This is a genomic window from Chryseobacterium sp. MEBOG06 (assembly GCF_021869765.1).
Taxonomy (GTDB): domain Bacteria; phylum Bacteroidota; class Bacteroidia; order Flavobacteriales; family Weeksellaceae; genus Chryseobacterium.
Map to the genome: position 1 here is coordinate 2,208,645 of NZ_CP084580.1, position 25,836 is coordinate 2,234,480.

The 25,836-nt window shown below is 36.3% G+C and carries 24 protein-coding genes; 5 read left to right on the forward strand and 19 right to left on the reverse strand.

The annotated features are described in order from the left end of the window. Nucleotides 1–60: 60 nt before the first annotated feature. Nucleotides 61–2,850: an excinuclease ABC subunit UvrA gene (uvrA, locus tag LF887_RS10125; RefSeq protein WP_236859496.1), complete on the reverse strand. Its 2,790-nt coding sequence runs from the start codon at nt 2,848–2,850 to the stop codon at nt 61–63. Nucleotides 2,851–3,497: 647 nt separating this feature from the next. Between uvrA and LF887_RS10130 the strand changes: the two genes are divergently transcribed. Further along, nucleotides 3,498–5,309 (forward strand): TonB-dependent receptor plug domain-containing protein, encoded by a 1,812-nt coding sequence (locus tag LF887_RS10130; protein ID WP_236859071.1) that lies wholly within the window; start codon nt 3,498–3,500, stop codon nt 5,307–5,309. A gap of 72 nt (nt 5,310–5,381) precedes the next feature. After that, complete coding sequence (locus LF887_RS10135) at nt 5,382–6,098, forward strand: DUF2490 domain-containing protein (RefSeq protein ID WP_236859072.1); 717 nt, start codon at nt 5,382–5,384, stop codon at nt 6,096–6,098. On the opposite strand, the gene LF887_RS10140 is transcribed toward LF887_RS10135, so the two are convergent. From LF887_RS10140 to LF887_RS10195, 12 genes are all read right to left on the reverse strand, one after another. Next, a complete protein-coding gene (locus LF887_RS10140; protein WP_236859497.1) occupies nt 6,095–6,541 on the reverse strand; it encodes a phosphohydrolase in 447 nt (148 codons plus the stop codon). The genes LF887_RS10135 and LF887_RS10140 overlap by 4 nt on opposite strands. A gap of 80 nt (nt 6,542–6,621) precedes the next feature. Then, entirely contained in the window at nt 6,622–6,957 is a 336-nt protein-coding gene (locus tag LF887_RS10145; protein WP_236859073.1) for a YegP family protein, read from the reverse strand. A 28-nt stretch (nt 6,958–6,985) separates the two neighbouring features. Next, on the reverse strand, nt 6,986–7,297 hold the full coding sequence (locus tag LF887_RS10150) for a hypothetical protein (RefSeq protein ID WP_236859074.1): 312 nt from the start codon (nt 7,295–7,297) through the stop codon (nt 6,986–6,988). Nucleotides 7,298–7,375: 78 nt separating this feature from the next. Further along, nucleotides 7,376–7,912, reverse strand: a complete 537-nt coding sequence (locus LF887_RS10155; protein WP_236859075.1) for a hypothetical protein — start codon at nt 7,910–7,912, stop codon at nt 7,376–7,378. 78 nt (nt 7,913–7,990) lie between these two features. Then, on the reverse strand, nt 7,991–9,766 hold the full coding sequence (locus LF887_RS10160; protein ID WP_236859076.1) for an acyl-CoA dehydrogenase family protein: 1,776 nt from the start codon (nt 9,764–9,766) through the stop codon (nt 7,991–7,993). A gap of 117 nt (nt 9,767–9,883) precedes the next feature. Continuing rightward, entirely contained in the window at nt 9,884–11,062 is a 1,179-nt protein-coding gene (locus LF887_RS10165) for a thiolase family protein (RefSeq protein ID WP_236859077.1), read from the reverse strand. Between the two features lie 76 nt (nt 11,063–11,138). After that, complete coding sequence (locus LF887_RS10170) at nt 11,139–11,492, reverse strand: four helix bundle protein (protein WP_236859078.1); 354 nt, start codon at nt 11,490–11,492, stop codon at nt 11,139–11,141. Nucleotides 11,493–11,531: 39 nt separating this feature from the next. Continuing rightward, nucleotides 11,532–13,937 (reverse strand): 3-hydroxyacyl-CoA dehydrogenase/enoyl-CoA hydratase family protein, encoded by a 2,406-nt coding sequence (locus tag LF887_RS10175; protein ID WP_236859079.1) that lies wholly within the window; start codon nt 13,935–13,937, stop codon nt 11,532–11,534. A 54-nt stretch (nt 13,938–13,991) separates the two neighbouring features. After that, complete coding sequence (locus LF887_RS10180; protein ID WP_103233950.1) at nt 13,992–14,444, reverse strand: MarR family winged helix-turn-helix transcriptional regulator; 453 nt, start codon at nt 14,442–14,444, stop codon at nt 13,992–13,994. A 165-nt stretch (nt 14,445–14,609) separates the two neighbouring features. After that, nucleotides 14,610–15,533: an ABC transporter ATP-binding protein gene (locus LF887_RS10185; RefSeq protein WP_236859080.1), complete on the reverse strand. Its 924-nt coding sequence runs from the start codon at nt 15,531–15,533 to the stop codon at nt 14,610–14,612. Between the two features lie 190 nt (nt 15,534–15,723). After that, nucleotides 15,724–16,695 (reverse strand): iron ABC transporter permease, encoded by a 972-nt coding sequence (locus LF887_RS10190; RefSeq protein WP_236859081.1) that lies wholly within the window; start codon nt 16,693–16,695, stop codon nt 15,724–15,726. Nucleotides 16,696–16,714: 19 nt separating this feature from the next. After that, the gene (locus tag LF887_RS10195) at nt 16,715–17,284 is read right to left on the reverse strand and encodes a TlpA family protein disulfide reductase (protein WP_236859082.1); all 570 of its coding nucleotides are present in this window, start codon (nt 17,282–17,284) and stop codon (nt 16,715–16,717) included. Between the two features lie 33 nt (nt 17,285–17,317). Here LF887_RS10195 and LF887_RS10200 point away from each other — a divergent pair, with 33 nt between their 5' ends. Both LF887_RS10200 and LF887_RS10205 read left to right on the forward strand, forming a co-directional pair. Next, nucleotides 17,318–18,442, forward strand: coding sequence for a ferredoxin--NADP reductase (locus tag LF887_RS10200; protein WP_236859083.1), 1,125 nt, complete (start codon nt 17,318–17,320; stop codon nt 18,440–18,442). Between the two features lie 56 nt (nt 18,443–18,498). Next, the gene (locus tag LF887_RS10205; protein WP_300690058.1) at nt 18,499–19,056 is read left to right on the forward strand and encodes a vancomycin high temperature exclusion protein; all 558 of its coding nucleotides are present in this window, start codon (nt 18,499–18,501) and stop codon (nt 19,054–19,056) included. Here the strand turns inward: LF887_RS10205 and LF887_RS10210 are convergent. Next, nucleotides 19,053–21,653 (reverse strand): BamA/TamA family outer membrane protein, encoded by a 2,601-nt coding sequence (locus LF887_RS10210; RefSeq protein ID WP_236859085.1) that lies wholly within the window; start codon nt 21,651–21,653, stop codon nt 19,053–19,055. The two genes, LF887_RS10205 and LF887_RS10210, sit on opposite strands and share 4 nt — an antisense overlap. On the opposite strand from LF887_RS10210, the gene LF887_RS10215 reads away from it, so the two are divergent. Beyond that, on the forward strand, nt 21,639–22,364 hold the full coding sequence (locus LF887_RS10215; protein ID WP_236859086.1) for a TrmH family RNA methyltransferase: 726 nt from the start codon (nt 21,639–21,641) through the stop codon (nt 22,362–22,364). The two genes, LF887_RS10210 and LF887_RS10215, sit on opposite strands and share 15 nt — an antisense overlap. Nucleotides 22,365–22,438: 74 nt before the next feature. Here LF887_RS10215 and LF887_RS10220 read toward each other — a convergent pair whose 3' ends face one another. The 5 genes from LF887_RS10220 to porQ all read right to left on the reverse strand — a co-directional run bounded on the left by LF887_RS10220 (nt 22,439) and on the right by porQ (nt 25,525). Next, nucleotides 22,439–22,936 (reverse strand): phosphoribosyl-ATP pyrophosphatase, encoded by a 498-nt coding sequence (locus LF887_RS10220; protein ID WP_236859087.1) that lies wholly within the window; start codon nt 22,934–22,936, stop codon nt 22,439–22,441. Nucleotides 22,937–22,939: 3 nt separating this feature from the next. Beyond that, nucleotides 22,940–23,248 carry a phage holin family protein gene (locus tag LF887_RS10225; protein ID WP_236859088.1) on the reverse strand — a complete coding sequence of 103 codons (309 nt, stop codon included), beginning with the start codon at nt 23,246–23,248 and terminating at the stop codon, nt 22,940–22,942. A gap of 80 nt (nt 23,249–23,328) precedes the next feature. Continuing rightward, nucleotides 23,329–23,679: a YtxH domain-containing protein gene (locus tag LF887_RS10230; protein ID WP_236859089.1), complete on the reverse strand. Its 351-nt coding sequence runs from the start codon at nt 23,677–23,679 to the stop codon at nt 23,329–23,331. Nucleotides 23,680–23,775: 96 nt separating this feature from the next. Next, nucleotides 23,776–24,450, reverse strand: coding sequence for a (d)CMP kinase (cmk, locus tag LF887_RS10235; protein ID WP_236859090.1), 675 nt, complete (start codon nt 24,448–24,450; stop codon nt 23,776–23,778). An 82-nt stretch (nt 24,451–24,532) separates the two neighbouring features. Continuing rightward, nucleotides 24,533–25,525 (reverse strand): type IX secretion system protein PorQ, encoded by a 993-nt coding sequence (porQ, locus tag LF887_RS10240; RefSeq protein WP_236859091.1) that lies wholly within the window; start codon nt 25,523–25,525, stop codon nt 24,533–24,535. Nucleotides 25,526–25,836: the final 311 nt, after the last annotated feature.

Here is a 25,836-nt window from a genome sequence, read left to right on the forward strand (position 1 = left end):
GCCATCCATTATTCAGCTCATTAAAAAGCGACTGTTTTTGAAACAGTCGCTTTCAATTTATTACTCAAGCTTTTCTTTAATATATTTAGCGGTATAAGACTTTTTATTTTTTACCAGATCTTCAGGAGTTCCGGTAAAGACTACTTCTCCACCATGTTTTCCTGCTTCCGGGCCTATATCTATGATATAATCAGCACATTTGATGATATCCGGCTGGTGCTCAATCACAATCACGGAATGTCCGAGATCAATTAATGCCTGCAGTGACTTCAGTAATTTCTGAATATCATGGAAGTGAAGACCTGTGGAAGGCTCATCAAAGATAAAAAGGGTCTTATCTGTAGTTACTCCTTTTACAAGGAATGAAGCGAGCTTTACACGCTGCGCTTCACCACCGGAAAGGGTAGAAGAGCTTTGTCCAAGCTGTAGGTAACCTAAGCCCACTTCCTGTAGCGGTCTCAGCTTCGTTACGATCTTTTCTTCATTATTATCCTTAAAGAATTCCAATGCTTCATCTACAGTCATATGAAGAATATCGGAGATATTTTTTTCATCAAATCTCACTTCAAGGATCTCATTTTTGAATCGCGTTCCTTTACATACTTCACATTCAAGCTCAATATCTGCCATGAACTGCATGGAAACATTGATTACTCCTTCACCTTTACATTCATCACATCTTCCGCCATCTACGTTGAAAGAGAAATGTTTTGGCTTATAACCCATCATTTTGGCCACTTTCTGCTTGGCAAAAAGATCACGGATGTCATCATAAGCTTTTAGATAAGTAACCGGATTGGAACGTGATGATTTTCCGATAGGATTCTGGTCGATCAGCTCGATATTTTTAATCAGTTTTTTTGGAAACTCTACTGAATCGTAATCCCCCTTTTTACCTCCCATTCCCAGCTGAATCTGAATATCATTGGTAAGAATCTCTTTCATCAGGGTAGATTTTCCACTTCCTGAAACTCCGGAGATGACTACCAGGCTTTCAAGAGGAACGTCTACATCTATATTTTTAAGATTATTCTGACGGGCTCCTTTGATGTGAATCCATTCTTTCGCTTTTCTGCGTTTTTCAGGAACTTTTATTTCCAGCCTTCCGGTAAGGTATTCTGAAGTAAGGGTATTGGCTTTCTTTAAATCTTTATAATCTCCTGCAAATACCAATTCTCCGCCAAGGTAACCTGCCTCCGGCCCGATGTCAATGATATAATCAGCGGCACGCATTACATCTTCATCATGTTCTACAACAATTACGGTATTGCCCAGATCACGGAGGTTTTTCAGTACCTCGATAAGGTTCTCAGTATCTTTGGAGTGAAGACCAATGGAAGGTTCATCCAGAATATAAATAGAGCCTACCAGCGAGCTTCCCAAACTTGTTGCCAGGTTAATTCTCTGGCTTTCTCCACCGGATAAGGTGTTGGAGGTTCTGTTTAATGTTAAATATCCTAATCCTACTTTCAATAAGAATTCCAGACGGGTTGTTATTTCGTATAATAATCTTTTGGCTACTTCTTTATCGTGTGCAGACAGTTTTAAACCATTGATTAATGGTTCCAGCTCATCCAGTGGAAGCTCAATCATGGATTGGATATTGTGGCCGTCTATTTTTACCCAGCTTGTTTCTTCACGAAGTCTCAATCCTTCGCAGGTAGGGCAAAGGGTTTTTCCCCGGTAACGGGAGAGCATAACCCGGTATTGAATTTTATACAGATTTTCTTCAAGCATTTTGAAGAAATTATTAATGCACGGGAAAGTGCTTTTTCCGTCACCTTTCCAAAGGAAATTTTTCTGTTCTTTGGTAAGCTGGTGGTAAGGTTTATGAATAGGGAAATCTCCGGCTTTTTTAATAAAGTCTTTCTTCCATTCACTCATTGTTTCTCCTTTCCAGCAGGCAATGGCATCTTCATAGACTGATAGTGTCTTATTCGGCACCACAAGGTCTTCATCAATTCCTATTACTTTTCCGTACCCTTCACAGGCAGGGCATGCGCCATACGGATTATTAAAACTGAAAAAATGAACATTCGGTTCAAGGAATTCCATTCCGTCCAGTTCAAATTTATTGGAAAACTCCTTTACTTTTCCGGTATCTGTATTTTTTAATGAACAGTGACCACGCCCTTCATAAAATGCCATCTGAATAGAATCTGCAAGCCTCTGTAAGAAACTTTCATCCTCTTCATAAGCAAAACGGTCGATCACAAGATTAATCAGCATCCCTTTTTCAGGAACAAAACCAAAACTTTCCAGATCTTCAATTCCTGCCAGATTTCCGTTGATTTCAAGTCTTGTGAAACCTGCCAGCTTTAAAATATTCAGCGTTTCTTTAAAATTGTCAGCATCATACTCCAAAGGAGCGGTAAGCAGAAAAGAAGTGTCTTTTTTTGAAGCTTTAATGAAATCCACTACATCAGAAACCGAATCTTTTTTCACCTCTTCACCGGAAACCGGAGAAAATGTTTTCCCGATCCTGGCAAATAAAAGCTTCATATAATCATAGATCTCTGTAGAAGTTCCTACGGTAGATCTTGGGTTGGAAGAAATAACTTTCTGCTGGATGGCAATAGAAGGAGCAAGCCCTTTAATATCATCCACTTTTGGTTTTTCAAGTTTACCCAGGAACTGACGGGCATAAGAGCTCAAACTTTCAACATACCTTCTCTGTCCTTCGGCATAGATGGTATCAAAGGCAAGTGATGATTTACCGCTTCCTGAAACTCCTGTAATAACGATCAGTTTATTTTTAGGAATCAGGACGTCTATATGTTTCAGATTGTTAAGATGTGCATTCTTAACGAAAATCTGTTTTTTTATATCTATTTCTGTCGTGTTAGCCATATTTTGTTTATTCATAAAGTTACTGAGCAGTTTATAATCTATCTGTCAGTAATGGTGTTATGCCATAGAATACTCCATGCTTTGGTCGTTAATTGAACTTTTAAATATCTTTCTCGTTTATTTGATATCCCGTAATCTGTTTTTCAGAATACTGCATAAAAAAATCGTTCGAAAAATAATCTTTTCATCGTAAAATTAAGACCCACAAAATTACGAATTTTTGATGAAAATTATACGCTTCTATCAAGACTAAAATGATATAGATATAAACATAATATAGATAGGTGATGAAGAAATATAAGCTGGATCAAAATAAAAAAAAGTTCAACTTTGTAGACTTATTCTGTTTCTTACACTTATTTTTACTGTCGTATAGATGGTTTTGTGATTTCTAATGTTAATTTTTATATGGGTATTGTTTTATATTTTAATTTTTTTTAAAATTGCATTCATAAATTTGTAATATAGAAATGGTAAAATTATTCAGAGATCTGGTTACACATTTAATGAGAAAAAGATAATAATTACTCCCTCACACACAAGATGCAGCTTCCTTCCTGCGTCTTTTTTTATGACAAGTATCATTTGCCTGTCTTGGCGAACTCCCTTACTTTTGACGCTTCTATTAAAAAACTACGGAAACGATTATGATCAAAAAGATAGGAAGTGCTTTTTTTCTGGGATGTTTGCTTTGGGTAAATGCACAGGAAAAGGCAACGGATATTGAAAGCATTGAATTTCAGGGAAAATTTATCTCTACACCTTATAAAAGCGCCAACCAGAACATTACGGTTATTACCAAAGAAGAAATTACCAATTCTCCAGCAAAAAGTATTGATGAGATTCTGCAGCAGGTTCCGGGCATGGATATCAGAAGGAGAGGAGCCAATGGAGTTCAGAGTGATATCGGTTTTCGCGGCAGTTCTTTCGAACAGGTATTATTGCTTTTGAATGGGATCAGAATGAATGATTCCCAGACCGGACATAATAATATGAATATTCCGGTAGATCTGGAAGATGTAGAGAAAATAGAGATCATAAAAGGCCCTGCTGCCAGACGTTTCGGGCAGAATGCGTATGCAGGTGTTATCAATATCATTACTAAAACGACTCCTGGAAAAAGGGTTAAAATAAGCGGGGAAGGCGGAGATTATGGCTCTTATGGTCTCGGATTCAATGCTCAGATAGGTAATGAAAAATTTTCAAATTCACTTCAGGCCAACTCAGCGTCCTCTGAAGGCTATATGTACAATACAGACTATGAGATCAGAAATGTCTTCTATCAGGGAAAACTGAATATTAAAAACGGGGATCTGAAACTTCAGGCTGGTTTTTCTGAAAAGAAATTTGGCGCAAACGGATTTTATGCTTCTAAAGACGCTACCAAACAATATGAAGAGACACAGGCATCTATTGTAAGCCTGGCCCACCAGCAGACTTTTGGAAAGCTGAAGCTCAGTTCAAATGTTTACTGGAGAAGGGGACAGGATATGTATCTTTATGACAGATGGAACCCGGGAGTTTACAGAAATATGCACATTGGGAATAATATAGGAGGTGAAGTGAATTCCAGTTACCAATGGGGCCTGGGAACTACCGGAGTAGGGATTGAGCTGAGAAAGGAATTTCTGGCAAGCAGTAATCTGGGAGACAGAAACCGTTTCGTTTCCCAGGTATTCTTTGAACATCATTTCTCCTTGCTGGATAAAAAATTAAATATCAGTCCGGGAATTTCATGGGCTAATTATTCTAAAGAAGGAAACTTCTTCTATCCGGGGCTTGATGTGGGATATAACTTTAATCCAAACAATAAAATCTACGGAAACATTGCAAAAGTACACCGCATTCCGACTTTTACCGATCTGTACTATGTAAGTAAAACGGAACAGGGAAATCCTGATCTGCTTTCTGAAAATGCGATTTCATCAGAAGTGGGATACCAATACCAAAACAGTAGAATTTTAGCCAAAATAAGTGGATTTATGAGGAATTCAAGCAATTCTATTGATTGGGTAAAAAAAGATCTGAAAGATCCGGTTTGGTACGCTCAAAATGTAGGAGACATCAAAACCAAAGGAATTGAATTTGAATGGAGTCACAAGGCTGCAGACTGGTTGAAATATACGGTAGGATATACATACATTGATAGTAAATTTACGGAATCAAACGGATTGGTTTCCAGATATATCCTTGATAATCTGAAGCATCAGTTTATTTCAAAGCTAGAGACGAAATTCCTGAAAAACTTCACCAATGAATTGGTTTACCGATATAACGAAAGAGTGAATCTGGGAACGTATAACCTTCTTGATGAGAAATTGAGTTTTGCCGGAAAAGATTATTCAGTGTATGTTTTGATTAATAATATTACTAATACAAAATACACGGAAGCATTTGGTGTGGGAATGCCTCAAAGGTGGTTCCATATTGGTTTTTCTTACACAATTAATATTAAGTAGATGTTAATTATGTGTGAATGAAAGTTAATATTAACAAATTGTTAAAAAATATACATTTGCAAAAATTTTTTTATGAAACGTCTTATAGGCTTAGGTTTACTGCTTGGTTTTTCTTTTTTTAAAGCACAGGAACATGTTTCCAGCTTCAATGCAGTGACCCTGACCTACAAGTTTCATCCAAAATTTTTCCTCTATGGAGAAGGACAGCTGCGTGGTAACGAAGATTATACCTATCCCGATTATTATGAAATAAAAGGAGGGTTAGGGTATAATCTGACCCCCAATCATAAACCTTTTGTAGGGCTTGGGAGATATGTCAATTATAAAGACCACAGCTTAAGCAGAGAAGAATTCAGGGTATGGCTTCAGGATGTTATAGACGTGAAAAAGGGAATTGTAAAATTTGAAAACCGTTTTCGTGTTGAAAAAAGCTGGTTTTACGAACCTAAGACTGATCTCAGTTCCCAAAGGATGCGCTACCGATACCGTCTGAATGTAAGTGTCCCCCTGAATGCCAAAACAATCAAGAAAGGGACTGTTTTTGCAAATGCCTATGACGAAATTTTCCTGGTTACTCCGATGAAGCCTACTTTTGCCAGAAACAGAGTATATGGCGGTTTCGGCTATCAAATCGATGAGTATTTCGGAATTGTAAGCGGATATCTCTGGCAGCGTGAATTTGAAGCCAAAGGAAATAAAAACTTACATTTTATCTATCTTGCTCTGAATATTAATATTGACGGAACGAACCACCAAACGAAAACTTATGATTTCCCGGGTGCGGATTAATATTTTTCTATCAGGTAACGGTAAGATTTCAGATACTTATTAAATCTTTTGATGTCTTTGGGAGTAAGCTCCCTGTTTACTCTTCTGAGATCCATATTATCCCGAAGGTCATTCAGTTTTACAGCAACAGCAAGGAGCGATCTTTCTGTTCTTTTGACAAAATCGTCGTAATCTTCTTCCGGATCAAATTTGGTAAGACAGCTGATCGCGAAAATAATGTATTCCGGAAAGCCCTCAGAGCGTAAATAATCGAGGCTGAATTCCACAGGGTGATCTTCTACCACATCATGTAGTACACCCACTATTTTTTCATCCAGTGTTTTACCATAATTCATCACCCGCATTACGTGAGCGATGTAAGGTGCATGGTATTTATCAGTTTGTCCTTTGTGAGCCTTATCGGCAATTTTTATTGCTTTATTGAGTAATTCTTCTTTTGTCATTTCGAATGAAAAGTAAAGTACAAAAATAAAAAATGCCTTAAAAAAATAAGACATTTTTATCAAGATTATTTCAGATGATTTTATAAATGGGTTTCATCTTCCACAGAAGCCGCTGGAGCATTGTTTTTTACGGATTCTATACCGTTTTCCATACCGTTATCAGACTCATACATCTGGCTGGTACCAATAATTTGCCCGTTTCCGGCTTTAAGGTTGAAATAACATCTGCCATCTTTAGCTGTATTTCTTTCAAATTTTGCATCATCAGGTGAATTGGTTTTTACAGATTCTATTCCGTTTTCACAGGATGGTTTGGTGCTGTATCCCTGGCTGGTTAATATAACCTGTCCGTTAGCCGCTTTAAGATTGAACTGGAAATCACCATTTGTTCTTTTTGAAATAATAAATTTTCCCATAATAAATAGTTTTGGATTTGTTTGATAATTATTTGGAAGGCATTGCCTTTTCTATATTCGTATTGTATTTCTCAGGCTTAACAGCGTTTAAGATTTTATACCTTGAATCATCTTTCGGAGACTCTTTTAAGGCTATATAAACCACTGTATCTTTTGGTTGGGAAACCATCATTGTATAAAAATCTTTCTTCTTAGCAGAAGGATTTATACTTACTTTTCCTGGCAGTTCCTGATTTTGAATTTTTGAGGTATCCATTTTAGGAATTGGGAAGGTTTTTTCTTTTTTCTGAGCAAAAAAGACTGCCGGAAACAGCAAAAGGGGAAATAATAATATCTTCAAGTGTTTTTGATTTTAGTTCATGATTTTAGTAATAATAAAAATAGCAAAAATTATTGAAACTCAGACGTCCATTCTTTTTTAAACGATAATTTTATACTTTCTTGTGATGACTTCTCCGGGAAATCTCATCATGAGTTTTACTTTCTCAGTGTTTTCTTTAGTCTTATCAGAAATAATGACAATAGAGAAGTAGGAATGGTTTCCTTTAGTTATGAACTGCTCAAGTTGAAGATCTCTGTAAAGCTGTAAACTTTTATCATTCTTCTCTTTTTTCTTATCCATCCAGAATATATCAGCTTTTAAATAATTAGGATTGTTTTTTGTCTGATTTTTAATTTCATCAATTATAAAAGGATATTTTTTAAGAATCATTTCTGCATTCTCACAAAGTTTTCTTTCCCATTCCTGCATCAACTCCGAGCCACAGAAGATGGCCTGACCTTTCTTAAGGACAGGTTTGGGTTTTTGGGGTTTGTTTTCATAGGCATTCAGCATTTTGCCTAAAACCCGATCTTCCAAAATACCGTGACATCTTAGGGTATCATTAGGCCGGGTTTGTGAAAGTGAAATATTGTATATGAGAATTGTGAAAAGAAAAAATAATTTAAATTTCATGTTTAGTTTTATCCATTAAATATATAAAAAACGCCTCATTTTCGAGGCGTTTTAAATCAAATTTATGGTATGTAAATACTAATAAGTTCCTTTCTCAATATAATGAGCTGCTACTTTCTCAGTAAGAGCCACTACATTTGGATGGTTGGTATATTTTGTAAATCTTCTTAATCCTGAAAGCATCATTCTCTGCTCATCTCCTTCAGCGAAAGAAACAATTCCTTCTTTAGCAGCAACGATGATTTTCTCAACAGCCTTATAAAGGTTCAGCTGAGCCATAGCAGCTTGTACAGAATCAGGAGAGAAGTGTTTCTCAGCTCTTAATACTGCAGATTCTGCCATATAGATCTGGTTAAGAATTTCAGAAGCATTCAGTAATAAATGCTGTTGTTTTTCAATATCCATCATGAATTTCTGAAGAGCAGCCCCTGAAACCATTAAGAATACTTTCTTAAGATTAGCAATGATTGATTTTTCCTCACTCATAAATTCTGAATAATCAGGAACTTCAAATGAAGGGATTCCCATCAATTCTTTACTGATTGCCATTGCAGGAGATAAAAGGTCTAACTCACCTTTCATAGCTCTCTTAATAAGCATTCCCACCGCTAATAATCTGTTGATTTCGTTAGTTCCTTCATAGATTCTTGAAATTCTTGAATCTCTCCATGCTGCTTCCATTGGAGTATCTTCAGAGAATCCCATTCCTCCGTACACCTGTATTCCTTCATCTGCAGTGTGTTGTGCAAGATCTGAAACGAATACTTTAAGGATTGAACATTCTACAGCAAATTCTTCTACTCCTTTTAGTTCTGCAGCCTGATGATCCATTCCGCCTGCAACCAATTCGTCAATTTTATCCTGAACATTTTTAGCAGCTCTGTAAGAACCAGCCTCACTTACGAAAACGCCGGTTGCCATTTCAGCAATTTTTTTTCTGATGGCCCCAAAAGTAGCGATAGAAACACCAAACTGTTTTCTTTCGTTAGAATATTGAATGGAATGGTTTAAAATTCTTCTTTGTGCATCAAGACAAGCTGCAGCCAATTTGATACGGCCAACGTTTAATGCATTTAAAGCGATTTTAAAACCATTATTTCTTTCTCCTAAAAGATTTTCCACAGGAACCTTCATATCATTGAAGAATACCTGACGGGTAGAAGAAGCACGAATACCTAATTTGTGTTCTTCTTCTCCGAAAGTTAAGCTTTCAGGATTTTCAAGTTCTGATCTGTTGATAACGAACCCTGTAATATTTTTATCATCATCTATTTTAGCAAACAATGTGAACGTATCAGCAAATCCTGCATTAGAGATCCACATTTTTTGTCCATTGATGATATAGTGTTTTCCGTCTTCGGAAAGCTTTGCCCTTGTTTTTCCTGAGTTGGCATCAGAACCTGCATCCGGCTCTGTAAGACAATAAGCTCCGAATTTTGTTCCTGTTGCTAAATCCGGAAGGTATTTTTTCTTTTGTTCCTCAGTTCCGTAAAGAACGATAGGCAGAGTACCAATTCCGGTATGTGCTCCATAGGCTGTTGCCAATGAACCTGTAGTTCCGGAAATGTAGTCACAGGCAAGCATTGTGGTAACAAAGCCCATTCCAAGACCTCCGTATTCCTCAGGAACAGAGATTCCCAGCATACCCATATCACCTAGTTTACGCATAGTCTCTTCTGTGAATGCATAATCTTTCTTTTCAAAACGTTCTCTTTGAGGAACTACCTCTCTGTCAATAAATTCTTTTGCAGAATCACGAAGCATCTTTTGCTCTTCGTTCAGTTCTTCAATACTGAAAATTTCATTTGCAGGAATTTGTTTGATCAGGAATTCCCCGCCTTTTAATGTAGCCATATTTTTTTTATTTATTTTTTGTAAAAAGTATAATGTAAAATGTACACTGTACTTTTATTTGGATATTATTTTATAAGCCTTTAATACTTTATATATTGTACAACTGACATTGTACTTTTACAAAAGTTCAAAAATTGAAGCTGCTCCTTGACCTGTTCCAACGCACATAGAAACCATTCCGTATTTGTTACCACGTTTTCTCATTTCATCAAGAAGTTGAACGGTAAGCTTTGTTCCTGTACATCCAAGCGGGTGACCTAAAGCAATTGCTCCTCCGTTTACGTTTAAGATATCCGGGTTTAAGCCTAATTCTTTTTTAATAGCAACTGATTGAGAGGCGAAAGCTTCATTAAGTTCAATAAGTTCGATGTCTTTTAATTCTAAACCTGCCTGTTTTAAAGCTTTTGGAATAGCATAGATAGGTCCCATACCCATAATTCTTGGCTCCAGTCCGGCAGCTGCATAAGCAACTAATCTTGCTTCCGGTTCCAATCCTAATTCTTTTACCATTTCTTCGCTCATTACCATTACGAAAGCTGCTCCGTCACTCATCTGAGAAGAGTTTCCGGCAGTTACGCTTCCTCCGTTAGCGAATACAGGTCTTAATTTTGCTAAACCTTGTAATGAAGTATCTGCTCTTGGTCCTTCATCTACCGAGAAATCAAACTTCTTAGTCTGCATTTTCTGGTTTTCGTCCAGGAAATTATATTCTACAGGGATAGGAACAATCTGCTTGGCAAATCTTCCTTCCTGATTTGCTTTTAAAGCCTTCATATGAGACTCAAAAGCAAACTGATCCTGTTCTTCTCTTGTTATATTGTATTGCTTGGCTACTTCTTCTGCAGTATAGCCCATTCCCCAATAATAATCAGGATTTGTTTTTGCTATATCCGTTTCCGGAACCGGCTTGTACCCACCCATCGGAATGTAAGACATAGATTCTGTACCACCAGCGATGATGCAGTCTGCCATACCAGCCTGAATTTTTGCTGACGCAATAGCAATAGCCTCACTTCCTGAAGCACAGTATCTGTTTACAGTAACTCCCGGAACTTTATCAGTATTTAAACCCATCAAAGAGATCAGACGTGCAACGTTAAGCCCTTGTTCAGCTTCAGGCATTGCATTTCCTACGATAAGGTCATCAATTCTATTTTTATCTAATTGTGGTAGCTCAGCCATTAATTTTTCAATAACGGTAGCCGCCATTACATCAGGACGAGTAAAACGCAGTGATCCTTTTGGTGCTTTTCCTACTGCTGTTCTGAATCCTTTTACTATGTATGCTGTTTTCATTATGTAAATTTTATGTAAAATGTATAATGTAAAATGTCAGTTGTATTGTTTTACGTACAGACTACATTGTACAATTCTATTTTGAATAATTTTGTTTTAACTTGATTATCATGTTTTGAACATGTTTGATTTCGGATATTAGCAAATCAAAATCATCTTTTTTAATGAACTCCAAATCATTGGCAATTATAATTTGGGTTTCAAATTCAAAAGAAGAACCTAATGCAATGTTTAAGAATTGACAAAATTGAGGATTGGTATCTCTTCCTGCTCCTTCAGCAATATTTGATGGAATTGAATAAAGACTTCTTCTTGACTGTGAGGTCAATCCAAATAATTCTTCTTTAGGAAAATTCTTAGAAATAATATAGTAATGCTTACAAAGCGATATTGATTTCTTCCAAACCTCTAATTCCCTGAAATTATGCATGTCAATACTTTTTACATTTTACATCCGACATTGTACAAATTAATTTCTTAACGGTTTACCATTCTGTAACATATACTGAATTCTCTCCAAAGTTTTTCTTTCTCCACAAAGTTGAAGGAATGTTTCTCTTTCAAGATTAAGTAAATATTGCTCGGTCACTACAGTTGGTTCAGAAAGATTTCCACCTACCATTACGTTAGCCAGTTTATCTGCAATTTTCTTATCGTGGGCAGAAATAAAGTTTCCTGTTAACATCTGATCTGTTCCTACATAGAACATACCTAATGCATCTTTCCCAAGAACTTTAACTTTTTGTTCGATAGGTTGTGTATAGCCTTGTTCTGCTAATAACTTAGCCACTTTTTTGGCTTCTGCAATCTGTCTGTTTTTGCTTACAGAAACAATGTCTTTTCCTTTTTCAAGAATACCCATGTCATAAGCTTCATAGGCAGAAGTAGCTACTTTACCCATTGCGATATTCATGAAAGCCTCACGAAGTCTGTTGTTTTTAACATCATCATTATGAAATTCTCTGGAAGTTCTCAAAGTAAGTTCTTTGGTACCGCCTCCGCCAGGAATTACACCTACTCCGGTTTCCACAAGACCGATATATGTTTCTGCAGCAGCAACAACTCTGTCAGCGTGCATTGTCATTTCACATCCGCCTCCTAAGGTCATTCCGTGTGGAGCAACAACTACAGGAATAGAGGAGTAGCGTACTCTCATCATTGATTTCTGGAAATAAGCGATTGCCATATTCAAATCATCCCAATCCTGCTCAATAGCCATCATAAGGATCATGGCAAGGTTAGCTCCTACAGAGAAGTTCGTTCCCTGATTTCCTACTACCAGTCCGTCATATTCTTTTTCAGCTAAATCAATAGCTCTGTTCAGCCCATCAAGAACCTCACCTCCAAGAGAGTTCATTTTTGAACGGATCTCGAAGTTGATAATTCCATCTCCCAAATCTTCAATAGACGCTCCGGAGTTGCTCCAAAGAGTTTTGTTTTTTCTGATATTATCTAAGATGATGAAAGCATCCTGACCCGGAATATTATTATAGCTTCCTGAGTTTTTATCGTAGTAGATGCTTTGCCCTTCATCGTTTACTTTGTAGAAAGTTTCTCCTTTTTCCGCTAAAGATTTTACCCAGTCTGAAACTTCGTATCCTGCATCTTTTGCAAGCTCAATACCTTTGGCTACACCTACTGCATCCCAGATTTCAAATGGTCCGTTTTCCCATCCGAAACCGGCTCTCATGGCATCGTCAATTTTATAAACTTCGTCAGAAATTTCAGGTACTTTATGCGAAACATAAGCGAATAGAGCTCCGAAAGATTTTCTGTACAATTCACCAGCTTTATCTTTACCACCAATTAGTACCTTGAACCTGTCAATTGGTTTATCAATAGCTTTTGTTAATTCCAGAGTAGGGAATGATGATTTTCCTTGAAGCTCATACTCCAGGGTATCAAGATTTAATCCGTGAATTTCAGATTTTCCATCTGCATTTTTCACTTTTTTATAGAATCCCTGCTCAGTTTTTGATCCTAACCATTTATTATCCATCATTGTCTGGATATAGGCTGGAAGAGCGAAGACATCATTAAAATTATTAGCCTCGGCACCGCTTTGACGGACACCATTGGCGACCATTACCAAGGTATCAAGACCTACAACATCAGCTGTTCTGAACGTTGCCGATTTCGGACGTCCGATAACAGGACCGGTTAGTTTATCAACATCAGAAACCGTAAGTCCCAGTTTCTGTACATTATGAAGAAGATCCATCATGGAGAATACTCCGATTCTGTTGGCAATGAAAGCCGGAGTGTCTTTGGCTAAAACTGTTGTTTTACCTAAGAACTTTGCCCCATAGCTCATGTAGAAGTCTATAATCTCAGGATCCGTATCGTTGGTAGGAATAATTTCTAAAAGAGGAAGATATCTCACTGGGTTGAAGAAGTGGGTTCCTGCGAAGTATTTTTTGAAATCGTCACTTCTGCCTTCTGTCAGGAAGTGAATAGGAATACCTGATGTATTGGAAGAAATCAATGTTCCCGGTTTTCTGAACTGTTCAATCTTCTCGTATACTGACTTTTTGATATCAAGTCTTTCTACTACTACTTCAATGATCCAGTCTGTGTTTTTTATTTTCTGTAGATCATCGTCGAAGTTTCCAACCTTAATTCTGTCTGCAAACTTTGGTGAATAAAGAAGTGCAGGGCTTGCTTTTTTAAGTTTTTCAAAGTTTTCGGAAGCAATTCTGTTTCTTACTGCTTTGTCATCTTTGGTCAAACCTTTTTTTTGTTCAGCTTCAGTAAGTTCAAAAGGAACAATATCCAATAGTGATACTTCAACACCAATGTTGGCGAAGTGAGCAGCGATACCGCTTCCCATAATTCCTGAACCAAGAACCGTTACATGTTTGATTCTTCTTTTCATATGTAAATTTTTATTTTTATAAGATTACAGGCAACCCTGAGGTTTCCTTATAATTTATTTTCTGTTATTTAATAATTCGTTTGCTATTTTCATGATTTCGGTCATCACATCTTTGAAAGCGTCCATCTTTTCCGGGGCAATTTTTTCCATTACCTTCTTATTAAAGTTGACAACGACTTCCTTTGACATATTTCTGGAGTTTAATCCTTTATCTGTAAGCTTTATGATAACCTCTCTTTTATCAGTGGTTGTCTTTTCCTTATAGATATATCCGTTATCTTCCAGAAGTTTGATGATTCTCGTTAAAGAGGTGGGTTCTATAGCCATCTTTGGGCCAAGATTCGTGCTGCGGGTTCCTTCTTTGGGATCAATTTTAAGAAGGGTGAGGGCTTGTACCGCTGTCGAATCGTGCTCCTGGGCTAGTTCTGTGTACATTTTAGAAACAGCCAGCCAGGTCTGTTTTAAAATTAAATCTACGTTTTCTATTTTTTCCTTATTATTATCCATCATTTTTGCGCCAATGGTTTTACCCAAATTTAGTAAATATTATGCATGCATAGTATTTATTAACGTTAAATTTTGTTAATAACCTGACAGTAAATAGATTAAATTGTATGATTAGCATAATACTATGCATGCATAGTATGTGAATTAATTAAGAAAAAACCAGTATTAATGAATGTTTGTAATCAAATTAATGATTTCTTCAAAAGATTCACATTGGTATTTCGTTGAATCTTTAGTAATTACCCAAAAAGGGCTCTGAAACTCAAAATTAAGGGAAGACAGGTCTTTTGAGAAGTTTTTTTGAAGCAGAGAATACAACATTTCCTTGTAAAATGGAGGGGCTATGATAAAAGGCGGATTGAAAGTTTCATTCATCTGAAATAATGAAGCGTTGGTAAGCTCATTATGCAGAAGAAGGACATCTTCAACAACCCCTGAATAAAGCTGGTTATCTTTTACATACCATATTTTGTCTGCAAATTCTTTGGCCAGCCGCCAGTCATGGGATGAAAACAGAATAAGCTTATTTTGCTCTTTGGCGAGTTTTCTAAGGGTCTTAAGAATGATGATTTTATTCTTTTCATCCAGATGAGTAGTAGGTTCATCCAAAATGATAATAGGAGAGTTTTGGGTGATAGCCCGTCCTATAAAGGCTTTTTGAAGGTTTCCGTCGGAAAGATTTTTGAGAAGCGTATATCGGTATTGGTTTAAGTCAAGTTCTTCAATAATATGGGCAACTTCTTCCCGGTCTTCTTTTTTTAGTTCAAAGTAAAAAGGGTAGTAGATATATTTTCCCAATGAAATAAGGTCCTCAACTGTATAATGCTGTGGAATTAGCGACTTTGAAAAAACAATAGCTATATTTTCCGCAATTTCTTTTACAGAAAGATTATTTACATTTTTTCCATTAATTAATATTTCGCCGCTAAGCAAAGGAAGCTGATGCAGAATAGATTTGATCAGAGTAGTTTTCCCAACCCCATTATTACCAATTAGCAAACATACATCGCCAAGCTTCAAATTCGCATGGGCATTGGAAATTAATGTTGTATTGTAGCCGATATTGGCGTGTTTGATTTGTAAGTGCATATAGAGCCGGGTTGAACGTAAAGGAGCTATCTTTTACAAAAATAATGTTTTTGAGACTCAAAGAAATTGAATTTATTAAATTTTTATCATGTTTTTATTTTATAAACCATCTACAACTCTAGTCACTCCATTTTTGAAAACGCCAGATTGAAAATTAAGCAATCCTTTATAGCCTAGGGTTTTCCAACTATTACACTTTATTCTGTCTCAAAAGCATCATCAGAATCACAGGGATACCAAATACGGAGCTTATCACATTCAAAGGGATCTGTGATTTTTCTGCGATGACAGAGAAAAACAGCATGATCATCATTCCCAAAAGCATATTGAGAATCCATTGCTGCCACAATCTGGATGGATTATAGATGAGCCTGCAGAAATGCGGAACAATAATTCCTATAAATAAAATAGGTCCCAGAAATGCAGTAATAGAAGCCGATAGGAGGGACGAAGCTATTATTATTAAAAGCTTTAAGTGTTTAAGATTTACTCCTAAACTCTGGGCATAAGAATTTCCAAGAGAGTTTCCGATAAGAGGCTTTATCGCTTTGAAACAGATGAATATTCCCGCCAGTACTAAGGTTAGTAAAACATAAATCTGATTTCTTGTTACCATATTATTAGCTCCGAAAGACCATAAAATATAGTTTTTCAGGCTTTGGTTCTCTGCATAAAACTGAAGAAGGGAAACTATGGCTCCTGCAAAAGCGGACACAAGAAATCCGAAAATAATAAGATAAGATTTGTCCTGAAATTTATTAGACATTGATAATAATACCAGCATCAGGCCTAAACTTCCTCCAATTGCTGATAAGCTCAGAAAGCTGTTCTGTAAAAACTCCGGCAGCAAAATGCTGTGTGAAAAGAAAATATAGAAAGCAACGGATAAACTGGCTACGGAAGTTATTCCCAATATATCAGGCCCTGCCAATGGGTTCTGAAAGTATTCCTGCATCAGAAAACCTGAAGTAGGAATTGAAATTCCGGCCAGCAGCATTACCAAAACACGGTTGATGCGTATCTCAGCAATTTGATTGTGGGCAGAATCCTGAAAGAAGTCCTGAAATACTAAACTTAAAAATCCTGTGTTCAGATTAATGGCTGCACTTATAACAATTGCAATCATCAATAATAAACACAGGATTTTAAATCTTTTTGACATGATTCAGAAAGAGCTCAGTCTATTTTTGTTTTAAGAAAGAATCTATTTTTGAATTCAACGCTTCGTCTGTCAACATTCCCAGAGATTCATCAGTTTTATCACCTCTTCTCATGAACGTAAAAGGAATAGATCCTCCGGTCCATTCTTTAAAATTAGTCGTGAAGAAATTCTTATCAAGCTTTTGTCCATCCAGTAAAATCACACTTCCTCCCAGGTTATTTTTTATAACAAAATCTTTAACGGCGGTATTCCATTCTGCTTTGTCATCAAGGTTTACAAAAGTGAATTTTACAGGCTTACCTTTCAATTCATCCATTTTACTTTTAAAACTTGGAATCTCTTTTACACACGGGCCACACCAGGTGGCAAAAAAATTAGTTACATATAAAGTGTCATTATTTTTAGCTAAATGTTCAGTGACTTTCTCAGGAGAAAGTTCTTTTGGGATATAAGTGCCTGCCTCTTCAGGAGTTGCAGGTTGAGTTACTGAAAGTGAGTCTGTAGTTGCAGTACCTTCAGTTTTCTGTCCTTCTTTTTTGCAGCTGTAAAGTGCCGCTACGAATAACGTGGATAAAATTATTTTCTTCATAAATTATTTTTTATCTATTTTTGAATTGAAGTTATGGAACAACAAATCTATAAAGGGAAACTGATACAGTTTCATCCGTTAAAAATAGCGAAAAAGGTAGAGCTGACCAAAAATACTTTTTCTCTGGAGTTTAATATTCCGGAGGATTTGAAAGAAAATTTCAGGTTTGAAGCCGGGCAGTTTGTAAGTGTTAAATTTGAATCACATGGTAAAAAGGTTATTAATGATTATTCAATGACCTCGGCTCCTTATGAGGGGAAAATATGTTTGGGGATAAAAGTGACTTCTTCTGAAGGCGATACCGCTCAGCTATTTGAGAATTATAATGAAGGTGATGAACTGTGGGTAAGCGAACCCGCCGGAAGATTTACAATAGGATCTAAGCCCAGTGAGTTCAGGACGATTGTTGCTTTTGCCGCCGGTATCGGGATTACTCCAATCCTGAGTCATTTTAAGAATATTCTTCATAATGAACCCAGAACAAGACTGTTTTTATTCTTTGGAAACAAAAGCTCGGAGGACCTTATTTATCTTGATCAGCTGGATCATCTTGCCAGAAAATTCGGAGACAGGCTTCAGATTTTTTACTTTTTCTCACAGGAGAAAACAGCTGACCAGTTTTTTTATGGAAGACTGGATGAAAAGAAACTAAATCTTATCATTAATCAGATTCTGCACCTGGATGATACTGATGAAGAATCTACAATATGGGATGCTGTAGATGAAGTTTTAATCTGTGGGAAAGGAGAAATGATCAAGACCTTGGCTAATGCCTGCTATCACCATGGGATTCCGAAAAAAAATATTCACTTTGAACTATTTGAAGAATATAATGACGATATTTATCCTGTAGAAAAAGAGTTTCCTCTTATCGAAAATATAGAGGTAGAATTTACAATGTTAGGAAAAAAATACAGTACTCATTTGCCTGATAACAGGAATAGAATTTTGCAAGAGCTTCTGATTCAGGGATTTCCGGCTCCTTACTCCTGCAAGTCGGGAATTTGTGGAAGTTGCGAATGTTTTTTAGAAGAAGGAGAGGTGGAACTGTTAGAAAATGAGTACCTTACAGAAAAAGAAGAAGAACAGGGACATATATTGGCTTGTATGTCTATTGTGAAAAGTAAAAAAATAAAGCTTAACTTTGATCTTAGTTGAGAGTTATTAGGAACATATTTAACTTAGGTTTTATATCATTAGAATTGGGAATTTTAATGATATGTTTCTGTAATGTCTGGGTTTTCGGGCTTACTAACGGGCGTACATACACTAAAATATCAAAAATACCACCTAGGGAAATCGCTTTGGTTTTGGGAACTTCTCCTAAAATGAGATCGGGGCTTTCTAACCCATATTTTACCAAAAGGATGGATGCGGCGGCTCTTCTTTATCACCATGGCAAAATCAAAAAGATCATTGTAAGCGGAGAGAAAAGCAAAGGGTATAATGAACCGGGTGCTATGAAAAATTATCTGATTTATCAGGAAGGCGTTCCGGAAGATATTATTATAGAAGATCCGAAAGGGTTTAACACCTATAAAAGTATCCTTCGCTGTAAGGATGTATATAAAAAGAAAAATGTAATCATTGTGTCACAGGGGTATCATAACCTTCGGGCATTGTTTTTTGCAAGAAATAATGATATGAACGCATTAGGTTTTGATGCACAGGATGTTACAAAACCTGAAAGTTTTTACAGAAATCAGGCGAGGGAAATCCTCGCCCGTGTGATAGCTGTAGTATATTTTATTTTAGGCGTTTCTCCGGATTAAAAAGGATATCCGAACGCGATGTTAAGAGTAGGCTTGAAAGGCTGGAAATATTTGAATCTCCATCGGTCACCATCTGGTTTATTCGGATCATAAATTTTATAGGCAAGGTCTATTCTTGCGGTTACATACGCGATATTCACTCTCAGTCCAAATCCACTGCCGATACCTACCTGTTTTATGAATTTATTGAATTTAAATTCATCTCCATATCCATCATTATAATTACGAAGACTCCAGGTATTACCAATATCAGTGAATAGAGCCCCTTCATAGGTTTTATTAAAAGGAATTCTGTATTCAACATTCGTAGTAAGCTTTACATTATCGGTCATATAGGTACGTACTCTTTCATCTACCTGAGAGTCTGCGGGACCTAATCCTCCAAACGCAACCCAGGCTCTGATATCATTGGATCCACCATTAAAATAAGATTTAATAATAGGCATGTCCTGTGAATTTCCAAAAGGAATTCCAACTCCAATGAACTGACGAAGTACCAGGGTTTGGTTCCCGTTGAATTTGAAATACTTTCTGGTGTCTATATCGAATTTTATATACTGCGCATAAGGTATTCCGAAAATAGTTCTTTGGGGAGCGGTGACAACTCCTCCGTCATTGTCTTTTTTGTTGAATAAGCTTAAAATATTACCTGCTAATTCTACTTTTCCGTTAAAATAGAAAGCATTGGGATATTCTTTTTTTCCAATTTCACTGTACACAAAGTTGTAAATCATGGAAGAGATAAGAACATCCTGTGTCTGTCTGTCTTTATTAACCAATGTTCCCCTGAATGCAGTTAAAAGATCAGCTCCTTTTTGGTCAAGATTTGCCCGGTAACCTCCGTCATTCACAATATCTTTGGATACCTGATCTATGCTAAGCTGTCCGGACTGATACTTTTGACCTTCAGTAGGGTTGTAGGCGAAATAATCAGTGAATATTTCATCTTTAACTCTTCTGTCATTCACGAAATAGTCATAATAAGCATCCTTATTTTTAGTTAAACTGACCTGAGTGTTAAACAGGGTTAGCTTATGGTATACCTGATCGTTAACATTCGCCTGGTAATTCAATCCCGTATTAAAGATGATTCTACCCAATCCGATATTGTTCTGTATAGATGCTCCCAACAGAATGGAGGAAGTAGGGGTATATCGTTTGGGAATGAATTTATAATAATTAAAAGGAAGAAGTAATCTTGGGAAATTCAGAGACGTTTGCGCTGATATTTCATAGGCTGCCACCCTCTTGTTGATATCCTTTGTACTGATGATAGAACCAAATGTCCCGGAAAGGCTGGTAGACAGGTTTTCTGCACCTCTGAAAACATTTCGGGTCGTAAGATCTATAGAAGGAGAGATCCCCAGATTTAAAACCTGAGAATAATTAATGTCTGTTCCCACCTTGAGCTCATACTTTGGAAGAGGTTTAAGCACATATAAAACATCAATAATACTATCGTTAGGAGAGGTTATACCCCCTTGTCTTAAAGAGTCTCTTGCCTTGACAATACTAAAGTTATTCATAGACAAAAAGTTTCTTTTGGTCACATCCAATTTCTGCTGATCATATAGTTGTTTACTATCTACAATAATCGCTCTCCACAATGATGATATCTTATATTGATCATTCATTTTGTGGAATCTCACTCTTCTAAGGCTGTCTTTAACGGTGTTTTTAGGATAATCACTGGCTTTATCTACAATTGCTACATCGATATTTCCAAAAGTTGCTTTTTTATAAGGACGATCCAGAGAGTCTTTATGAATTTCCAGGGTAAGTGGAACCTGTTTCTTACTTTTCAGAGAATCGGCTACAAAATAAATTTCGTCATTTGTATTGTTGAATCTATAATATCCTGATTCTTTCATCAGGTCCGTGATTCTCGTCACTTCTCTTTCAAGAACGGTCTGATCAAGCACCTGTCCTGATCTTATTAAGGTCTTATCCAGATGACTGTTATAGATTTGTTTAATTCCCGGATCCGGAATATTAAAATAATAACCTTTAATATAAGTAGGAGTGTTGTGCTTTACGAAATAATCTACTGTTGCTTTTTTAGATGTTGAATCCAGCTTTTGTTTAAAACTTGCATCAGCTTCCCAAAAACCTCGGTATACAAGTCGCTTTTTAATAGATTCAGCACTTTTTTCGCTTCTTGTCTGATCGAGAATCACAGGAGGTGTTCCCCAGCTATGCAGAAGACGATCGAAAAATAAACTTTTACCTACCTCCTTTTTCATATCATATTTAATGAATAAAGAATCCCTTAGTTTCTGATTTCTCATTTCACTGGGATAGGTCATGTACTCATTAAGGATAGTATCATACTTTGGATTGGCCATATTGTACAAAGTAAGGCTTAATGGCATGAAAAGGAATTGCTTTTTATTAGGCTTCTGCTGAATATAATCTTTAAGTTCCTCATCGAAAAATTCTTTCTTATCCTCGAACTCTAAAGTGTTCTTAGTAAGCAGATATTCACCATCGGGAACTTTTTTTGTTGTACTACAAGCATAAAGGAGACCAACAAATGTTGCAAATGAGATAATTTTATAATATTTTTGAGGAGAATTCTTATAATGCTTACAGCTCATACAATAAAAGTTTTACAATCTTTAGATAAAAAGAAGTTCAGACAAAAATACAATTTGTTTTTGGTTGAAGGTAATAAAATCATTTGTGAACTTTCTAATTCTAATTTTAAAGTTAAAGAAATATTCTCAACCGATCCACAAAAATTGGACCGTAGTGATATCCCTGTTACTCATATCTCTGAAAATGAGCTGAAAAAAATCAGCTTTCTAAAAACCCCCAAAGATTCTGTTGCCGTTTGCTATCTGGCCGAAGAAGAAAAGATGGCCGATAAGAATATACAGCTTGTTTTGGATGGTATTCAGGATCCGGGAAATTTAGGGACTATCATACGGCTCGCAGATTGGTTTGGGATCGAACAGATTATCTGTAGTGAAGATACAGTAGATATTTACAATCCGAAAGTGATTCAGGCCACAATGGGATCTTTTACCAGGGTTAATGTAGTGTATACCGATCTTATAGAATATCTTTCTGCAACAGAAAATGTAAACATCGGAACAGATATGGAAGGGGAGAGTATTTATACTTTTAAAAAACCCGAAAAGATCAATCTGATCTTAGGAAATGAAGGTAACGGAATGAGACCGGAGACTGAAAAGCTTCTGCAGAAAAGTATTAGTATTCCGAGATTTGGGAAATCCCAGTCAACAGAAAGCCTGAATGTATCCATGGCTGCAGGGATTATTCTGGGGCAGTTGTTTTCAGAATAAAGCCGGAAACCAGAGGTTAGAAAACATCCAAAAGTGGACTGGTTTTTAATCTCTGGTTTCTAACTCTCTTACATTTATATAAGTTGTTCCATACTGGAAACACTTTTATTTTTCTGATACACTTCCATCTTTTTTCTGACATATTTCAGAGCGATAGGAGCGAGATAGATTAACGCTGCACCAATAAGCTTTTTCTTCCAGTTGGAGCTTTTCATATTATTTTTGGCATAGTTTCCAACCATGGCAGTAACGCCCAGTTTGATAAGACTGTCTGTAATATTTCCTTTGAAGGCTGAACTTGCAAGCCCTACAGCGGTATTTTTACTGATCAGAAGATCTTTTACTTCAGAAGTGAGCTGCCTGGCAATGATATCTTTTCGCAGAACTACTTTTTCATCACCATCTTCATCTACCTTTTCCTGCAGATACTGATCACTCAGTCCGTTGGTAAAAGCACTGAGGCTTTCTTTCGTGTTTTTGAAGGTAAGAAGATTTTCCAGATCGCTTATTTCACTTTGAAGCAGTTTTTTCTTTCTTTTTAATTCTTCTATGCTCTCGTATTTTCTGCTCATAGATTAATGGTTTAAAAATTTAATAACCTGATCTGCCACTGCGTTGACGATTTTATTTTTGAAAGCAATCACAAAAGCCATTATCAAAGCATAAAATGCAGCAACAATTAAGAATCCATAGGAGTAATTATCCAATGCCTTACCAATGAGAAAAGCTATTCCAAAGTTGAAAAGGATAATAAAAAAAGCAAAAGCAACAAGCAGTACTACAAAGTAGGTAATGAGCCCGGCAGAAAGAGAAGACTTTTCGGTGGCTTCAATTTTCAGAAGATCGATTCTCTTGGAGGCGTATTCTTTAATAGTTTCTATCATTGTTTTTTTTTAAAGTTACAAAAAAAGGAACTTTTGCACAAAAGTTCCTTTCTGTAATTTACTTAAAAAAGATAAATTACTTATTTTTTAAGATCATTAAGCTCTGCTTCTACATCTTTTACTACATCTGCAGTTTTAGAAACAATCTGATCTTTATATTTATCATATCCATCTTTTACAGTATGCGCCACTGTATTTGCTGTTTCTTTGAATGTAGAAGAAATATTGCTGTATTGGTCTTTCATTTTTTCAGAAACCTCACCGTATTTATTTTTAGCCTGATCCTTAATATCATTGGCTTTGGTTTTGATTTTTTTTCTGGTTTCTTTTCCTTCTTCAGGAGCATAAAGCATTCCCAATATGACACCTGCTGCAGCACCCGCTAAAAGTCCTGCCAATATACCTGCTGTATTATTTCCTTTTCTAGACATTTTAAGTTTTTTAATAATTAATAATAGATTAGTTTTTTACAGTAATAAAACTTGCAATTTGTATACCAAAGGAGGTTTTAAGCCTATTAAAAAGTGTTAAATCTTTTCGATGTGAGATAAAATAAGAGCTATGGTTTCTTCTTTGGTCAGATTGGAATTATCAATAACGATAGCATCGTCAGCCTTCTTCAGTGGGGCTATTTCACGCTCACTATCGATTTTGTCTCGCTCAATGAGGTTTTGTTTTACATGCTCTTTATCGGCTTCCAGTCCCAGGCTTTTTAATTCCAGAAATCTTCTGTTGGTCCTTTCATCAATACTGGCAGTAAGGAAAAATTTATAGTCCGCATTTGGCAGAACTACTGTCCCTATGTCACGTCCATCCATAATAACTCCGCCTTTTTCTGCCAAAGAACGTTGCGACTGTAATAAAAAGTCTCTTACTTCTTTCTGCTTGGCAACAAGGCTGACATTGTCGGAAACGATGTTGGTACGGATTTCTTTGGAGATATCGGTATGATTAAGAAAAAGAGTAAGTGTCCCATCGTTGTTTTTAAATTCAAGATTAATCTGGTCCAGTGAAGAGAACAGTATATTCAGATCAATCCCGCCATTTTCATTCAGACAATGCTGCATTGCGTACCAGGTAACACCTCTGTAAAGCGCCCCTGTATCCATATGAATAAGTCCCAACTGATCAGCGATGATTTTAGAGATAGAACTTTTTCCGGTAGACGAGTACCCATCGATAGCTATTACAGGTTTTTTCATATTGCAAATTTCTTGATTTTTTCTTAAAAATCAAGAGAAGCTGAGAAATTTCTTACTTATTTTAATATTTTCCGGGTCAGAATTATTCTCCTCTGTGGCTGGAAAGATCCATAGAGATTCCTATCTGGTTGACATTGGAAGAGTTGTGGTATCTGATGTGAGCATAATCTATCCTGAATTTTGAAACCTTAACCCCGAATCCCGCAGAAAGTCCTGAGAAGTTTCTTTGGTCGGCTACGGCAAGTTCGTTTCCTCTTCTTACATTATAGCCCAATCGGATATTAAAATTCTTTTCCGGGAAAAGTTCTGCTCCCAAGGAGAAGTGATCTGCAATCTTTCTGCCGGCATTTACCTTTTGTCCGTCTTTATTGTATTCCGAAGAAATATTAAATTCCTGCAGGTCATGAGCGGTAATGGTAATGGCAAGAGGGAAGTTCTTTAAGATTTTGGTATATCCCATATCAATTCGGAATGGAAGATTCTCTCTTTCTCCATTAAATGATTTCAGCTGAAAACCGAAATTTCTCAATACAAGGGAAAGAACTTCTTTATTCTTTTTATTATGATAGGTAATTCCTGCAGTTCCCGAGATAGCGGAAGAAGTGTAGTTATCTATTTTTGATGTAATAAAGTTGATTCCTCCACCTATTGTCCAGTCTTCTTCAAACTGGTAGGCGTATCCTCCACCGATGGCAACATCAGAGGCTTTAAATTCACCGTTTTCAAAACCGCTTTCATCTGTTCTCGGAATACTTCCGTAGCTCATATACCGGGCATTGATGGTGGCCATATGGCCATTTTCAAAATCCTTGGCATAGGCTATCGTTCCGTATTTCGAATCGGCAAGGTATGCCGTAGCGTTTACAGAAAGCTGTTTGTCTGAATCTTTATTTAACACGGCAGGGTTTGCAATAGCAAAGGAAACATCATAATCTCTTATCGAAATTGCATCTCCACCCAAAGCAGCCTGTCTTGCAGATACAGGTACATTTAAGAACGGATAAACATTTGTTCCTGTTTGTGCATAAGAAACAATTCCTGATAGAAATAATGAAAAAATGATAATTTTCTTCAACTCAATTTATAATTAATGCAAAAATAATCCTTTTTCGTACTTTTCAAAATATTTCGGACATTATTTATTTATAAATACTTAAGTTTTGTGAAAATGTTGTTTACAGAGCATTGTAAGGTGTCAGAATTGTAAGAAAACTATAATCCTTCAGATTTTATTTTGATTCTTATATAATATTATGTTAACAGTCAATTATCTCTTTATTAATTGCATAAAGCATTAGACTTAAATTTTATAATTGATAATTTAAAATCAACATTATTAATGATTATATTTGCAGAATCAAATTTTGGGGAAACCAACGTTAATAA